This window comes from Pseudomonas sp. AC463, assembly GCF_979253585.1.
In genome coordinates, this window is sequence record NZ_CEEDDZ010000757.1 from 1 (window position 1) to 261 (window position 261).

General features: G+C 67.0%; 1 pseudogene. It reads left to right on the forward strand.

What is annotated here, in order from left to right:
* Positions 1-261, forward strand: a pseudogene (locus AC0IYH_RS32255) (PTS transporter subunit EIIC); the annotation flags it as partial.

Here is a 261-nt window from a genome sequence, read left to right on the forward strand (position 1 = left end):
CCACGCCGCGCTGCCCGATCGACGGTAGGCGGTCGGCGGACTGCTGTTCAGCCTGGCGCTGACGTCGTTCCTGACCGGGGTGACCGAGCCGATCGAGTTCAGCTTTATGTTCCTCGCGCCGGCGCTGTACGCGGTGCACGCGGTGCTGACCGGCGCGGCGGAGGCGATCATGAACGCGCTGGGTGTCCGGCTCGGCTACGGCTTTTCGGCGGGGTTGTTCGACTATGTGCTGAACTTCTGCAAGGCGACGAAGCCGCTGCT